The organism is Gemmatimonadota bacterium, assembly GCA_016209965.1.
Taxonomy (GTDB): Bacteria; Gemmatimonadota; Gemmatimonadetes; order Longimicrobiales; family RSA9; genus JACQVE01.
On record JACQVE010000346.1, the window covers coordinates 1 to 5292 of the forward strand.

Below are 5292 nucleotides of genomic sequence, written 5' to 3' on the forward strand. Positions count from 1 at the left end.
ATTAGGGCTACCCGGTGCCTGTTCGGCAACCTCTTTTTCTGCAGTGGCCATGACCTTTCCTTGTCCGAAAAACCGCCAACGAGATACCTGTCCATCCTGGACCTGTTCTACGTTCGCGGGGTTCTCATTTTAACAGGGGCGGAGCGACTCGAACGCTCAACCGCCGGTTTTGGAGACCGGTGCTCTACCCGTTGAGCTACGCACGTTCGTTTATGGCCGGGGACGGAATTGAACCGCCGACACCGCGGTTTTCAGCCGCGTGCTCTACCAACTGAGCTACCCGGCCGGCCTGTCAAACAGCCCTGCCCCGGTGGCGCCGGCCCGACCAGACCGCGACGAAAAGCCCGCGCGGCGTTAGGCGGCGCGGGCGCGGCCGGAAAGCCCCGGACGCAGTCCGGGTGACATAGCGGGGGCGGGATTTGAACCCGCGACCTCCGGGTTATGAGCCCGGCGAGCTACCAGACTGCTCCACCCCGCGTCATTCTCAGTGTTCTAGTATAGCCGCGCCACGACCGGGTGTCAACCCGCGGGGCGGCTTGTGGGGCGCGTCAGACCACGAGGTTGATGAGGCGGTCGGGCACGAAAATCACCTTGCGTATGGGGTTGCCGTCGAGGAAGCGGCGTACGTTCTCATCGGTGAGCGCGGCGGCGCGGGCCTCGTCCTGGGCGAGGCCGCGGCGTACGGGGATGCGGGCCCGCACGCGGCCGTTCACCTGGACGACGAACTCGACCGTGTCGGCCGTGGCCTTCTCCGGATCGTACTCTGGCCAGCGCGCTTCCTGGAAGAGGCTGTGCTTCCCGCCGAGCTGCTGCCACAGCTCCTCGGCGAGGTGGGGGGCGAAGGGGGCGACGAGCCGGACGAGCGGCTCGATCTCGGCGCGGTTCGCGCGGCGGCCGCCTTCGCGCACCGCGTTGAGGTACTCCATCAGCGCGGCAATGGCCGTGTTGTAGCGCAGCCCGGCGATATCCTCCGTCACCTTGCGCATGGTCGCGTGGAGCTTCTGCTCGAGCGCTGCGGAGACGGGCTCCTCGCCCAGCTCGCCGACCGGGACGACCGTGTCCCAGAGGCGAGACAGGAAGCCATGCGGCCCCTGGATCCCCTGGTCCCGGAAGTCGCCCCCCTCCTGGTAGGGCCCCAGGAACATGAGGTAGGTACGCAAGGTGTCGGCGCCGTAACGCTCGAGGTATTCATCCGGAATCACCACGTTGCCGCGGCTCTTGGACATCTTGGCGCCGTCCCGGATGATCAGCCCGTGCTTGCGGAAGCGGAGGTAGGGCTCTTCGAATTCCAGGTAGCCCAGGTCGTGCAGTGCCATGGTGATGAAGCGGCTGTAGAGCAGGTGGAGGACGGCGTGCTCCTCCCCGCCGATGTAGATATCGACCGGCAGCCACTTGCGGGTGAGTTCCGGGTCGAAGGGCACGTCGTCGCGGTCCGTGGAAGCGTAGCGCAGGAAGTACCAGGCGCTGTCCAGGAAGGTATCGCTCACGTCCGTCTCGCGGCGCGCCTCGCCCCCACATTGCGGGCAGGGGACGCGGTACCATTGCGCGACACGGGCCAGCGGACTCACGCCACTCTCGTCCGGCTTGTAGTTCTCGATGTACGGCAGCACGACCGGCAACTCGCTCTCCGGCACGGGAACGGTGCCGCAGCGGCCGCAGTGGATGATGGGGATGGGCGGCCCCCAGTAGCGCTGGCGCGAGATGCACCAGTCGTGCAGGCGGTAGTGGACGCGAGGCTCGGCGAGGCCTTGCGCCTCGAGCCAGGCGACGATGGCGCGGCCGCCCTCGTCCCACTTCATACCATTGAACTGCCCGGAGTTGACCAGCACGCCGGCGCCGGTGTAGGCCTGGTGCAGCGGCGTTCCCTCGTGTTCCGGCTCGCCGGCCACTACGCGGCGGATCGGCAGCGCGAACCTGGTCGCGAACTCGAAGTCGCGGTCGTCGTGCCCCGGCACCGCCATGATCGCACCCGTGCCGTACTCCATGAGCACGTAATCCGCGATCCAGATGGGGATCTCCTCGCCCGTCGCAGGATTCAGGCAGTAGCCGCCGGTGAAAATGCCCGTCTTCCCCTTCTCCGTCTTCCGGCGCGTGACCAGGTCCAGGGACGCGATGCGGCTGCGGTAGGTGTCCACCACGGCGCGGTGCTCGGGCGCGGTGACCGCGTCCACCAGCGGGTGCTCCGGCGCGAGCACCATGAAGGTGGCGCCAAAGAGCGTGTCGGGGCGGGTGGTGAAGACATCGATGCCCCCCGCCGCATCACCAGACTGAGCGACGCGGGGACGCGGCGACGCGGCGTTCTCCCTGTCGCCGGCTCGCCGTGTCGCCGTGTCGCCCTCTCGCCGTTTCGGAGCTGGGACCAGGGGGAAGCGGATGAGCGCGCCCTCGCTCTTGCCGATCCAGTTTTCCTGCGCCCGCTTGGTGGTATCGGACCAGTCGATCCAGGACAGGTTGGCGAGCAGCCGCTCGGCGTAGCGGGTGATCTTGAAGAACCATTGCGCGAGGAAGCGCTGCTCGACCAGGGTGCCGCAGCGTTCGCACTCGCCCGCGATCACCTGCTCGTTGGCCAGCACCGTGTGGCAGGACGGGCACCAGTTGACCGGCGCGACCTTCCGTTCCGCCAGCCCTGCCTTGTAGAGCTGCAGGAAGATCCACTGCGTCCACCGGTAGTAGCGCGGGTCCGTCGTATCGACCGTGTGCTGCCAGTCATACATGGCGCCACTGCGCTTGAGCTGCCGCCTGAAGTTCTCAATGTTGCGCGGGATCAGCTCCATGGGGTGGGTGCCGACCTTGAGCGCATAGTTCTCCGAGTGGATGCCGAACGCGTCGAAGCCGATGGGCTCGAAGACGTCCTCGCCCTGCAGCCGCTTCCAGCGCCCGTAGACGTCCGCGCCCGTGAAGGCATACACGTTCCCGACGTGCAGCCCCTCGGCGGACGGGTAGGGATACATCATGAGGTTGTAGAAGGGGCGCTGCGCACGGTGGAGCGCATCAGCGCTGAAGGTGTTGGTTCCCTCCTCGGCCCAGCGCTGCTGCCACTTCGCCTCGATCGCGATGGCGTCGTACGTCGTCTGCGTGCCCTCGCTCATGCCGCCATTCCTGCCGTAAACGCGCCAACCCCCAAAAATATACGCTCAGCGCGCGACGCCTACAATCGCGCGAAACTACCGAAACTACTGCTCACCCGCTTCACCCGCTCACCCGCCACACCCCGCCACGTGCGGACACCCCGCCTCACCCGCCTGCGAGCTGCCCGAGCGCCGCGAACGGGTCGGCCGGCGAGCGGCGGGCGGCGGCTCGAATGGCTCTTACGGCGGCGGGCAGATCACCGGCGGCGCGCTGCCAGGCGGCTTCGAACAGGTGCAGCCGATCGTGGTAGACGCGCCGGGCGATGAGCAGCGCATTGTTCCAGCGGAGGCGGCCGAAGCCGCGGTACGCCGAGGTCTCGAGCGCCGGCTCCACCTCGGCCGCGAAACGGGAGCGCGCGCGCTGGAACACCGTTTCGCGGGCGCCGAGCCGCTGCTCGAACGAGAGATCGGCGCGCGCGTAGAGGGTTTCCAGCTCGCGGATCAGATCCGACAGAAAAGCGGCGAAGCGGAGGTTGTCGGCCCAGCCGCGCTCGGCTTCCTGGCAGCGCTGACCTTGCTGGCCTTCCAGGCTGCAGAAGAAGAGGATGGCGCCGCGCTCGCCGACGAAGCTCGCGAAGCTCTCGTTGAAGCCGACTTGCCCGGGCAGGAAGAGGCTGTTGTGCGTGAGCTCGTGGATCACCGTCGAGACCAGGTTTACGTCGCTGGCGCGGAGGAGCGTCGAGAGCAAGGGATCGCTGAACCAGCCCAGCGTGCTGAACGCGCTGGTTGGGCGGACGTAGGTGTCGTACCCCTCCTGCTCCAGCTCCTCGGCCGCACGCTGCGCGGCGCGCGCACTGAAGAACCCTTTGTAGGGCACGTGCCCCACGATGGGGAACCACCAGGTGAGCTGTTGGAAGCGGTCGCGGCGCGCGGCGGAGACTACCAGGGCAAGCGTATCGCGGTCGACCCAGGAATAGCTGGTATAGCTGCTCCCTGCAGCCAGGCCGAGCGCCTCCCGGGCAAAGGTCCGCGCCTCGAGTACCAGGCGCAGCTTGCGACGCGTCTCGGCGCTGGTCGCAGGATCGTCCACCAGCTCCATGATCGGACGGCGCCGGCTCAGGATCTTGCCCTCCTCGATCCCCGCGCGTAACACGTAGAGGGGAGTGCAGGTGAGCGATCCGGCGGCGGCGGCGGCCAGGACCAGCAGCAGGGTGGCTTTCTTGCGCATGTCCTCCGTGGCAAGGCGGGCGACGGCGAGTAAGACCCTCGCTGGTGCCGCGGGGTTCCCGCGCTGTAATCCTGGCGGTCAAGAGGCGTGCCCCGGTTCCGGTTGCGGCCAGGGCCTGCGGCCGCCGCCTGAGCGGTGCGGTACGATTCGTGCCCGCGCGGGGGCGCCCAACGGCCTGCCCTCGGTTCTCCTGCTGGTCTCCGATCCCGTGGACGCCGTGCACGCGCTCGACCTGGGAGCGGCAGGCGTGCTGAGCCGTCCGCTCGTTCCGGAGCGCCCGCCATGCAGCTTCACGAAGGCTAAGTGGTCGAATCCGCAAATACGCCCGCATTCGGCCGCCGATCCCTCCCCGCTGGCTGCGTTGCGCTCCCTGCGGCGTAGCACCTGGGCTACGCCTCAGTCGCGCGCCTTGCCAGCGGGGCGGCTCGGCGCCCTCGTTGCGTGGGCGTACTTACGAACTCGACCACTAAGCGCGCGGAATCAAAACACCCGGCGGAAGCTGCGCCAGAGGCGGTCGAAGAAGCGCTCGACGCCGCTCTCGGGGTGGAGCGGGCAGGGTTCGGTGGGCTCGGTGCCCGGTAGGAAGTATTCGATGCGCACCGCTTCGGTCGGGCAGTTGCCGGTGGCGAGGAGTCCCGTGACCGTGTCCACGGGCAGGCTGACCACGCTGGCCGGCGGCACCCAGGCGGCGGGCGCAGGCCGGTCCGCGTAGGCTTGCTTCATGAACGCGGTCCACACGGGGACGGCGAGTCGTCCGCCGCTGGCGCCCGGCAGGATCGGCCTGGGCTGATCGAAGCCGAGCCACACGCCGGCGACGAGGTCGGGCGTGAGGCCAATGAACCAGGCGTCCTTGCCTTCGTTGCTCGTCCCCGTCTTCCCCGCGGCGGGCAGCCAGAAGCCGCCGCCGCGCACGCCAGCGGCCGTTCCGCGGTCCACCACATCCTCGAGCAGGCTCAAGGTGAGGAAGGCGACGCCCTCGTCCAGGGCCGCCTGCCG

3 protein-coding genes and 2 tRNA genes are annotated in these 5292 nt (G+C 68.3%); all 5 read right to left on the reverse strand.

Annotation, left to right across the window (positions count from 1 at the left end):
• Positions 1–213: 213 nt before the first annotated feature.
• Positions 214–286: transfer RNA gene (locus tag HY703_13840), tRNA-Phe, on the reverse strand.
• A gap of 118 nt (positions 287–404) precedes the next feature.
• Positions 405–478, reverse strand: a tRNA-Met gene (locus HY703_13845).
• 70 nt (positions 479–548) lie between these two features.
• Positions 549–3089 carry a leucine--tRNA ligase gene (locus HY703_13850; protein MBI4546273.1) on the reverse strand — a complete coding sequence of 847 codons (2541 nt, stop codon included), beginning with the start codon at positions 3087–3089 and terminating at the stop codon, positions 549–551.
• 145 nt (positions 3090–3234) lie between these two features.
• Positions 3235–4296 (reverse strand): aminopeptidase, encoded by a 1062-nt coding sequence (locus tag HY703_13855; GenBank protein MBI4546274.1) that lies wholly within the window; start codon positions 4294–4296, stop codon positions 3235–3237.
• Between the two features lie 480 nt (positions 4297–4776).
• Positions 4777–5292, reverse strand: a 516-nt coding sequence (locus HY703_13860; protein ID MBI4546275.1) for a hypothetical protein, incomplete at its 5' end; no start/stop codon positions are given.

What these genes read in the sequence shown, in the direction of transcription:
- HY703_13850 (MBI4546273.1), bottom strand. Translation starts at nt 3,089, where the DNA reads ATGAGCGAGGGCACGCAGACGACGTACGACGCCATCGCGATCGAGGCG.
- HY703_13855 (MBI4546274.1), bottom strand. Translation starts at nt 4,296, where the DNA reads ATGCGCAAGAAAGCCACCCTGCTGCTGGTCCTGGCCGCCGCCGCCGCC.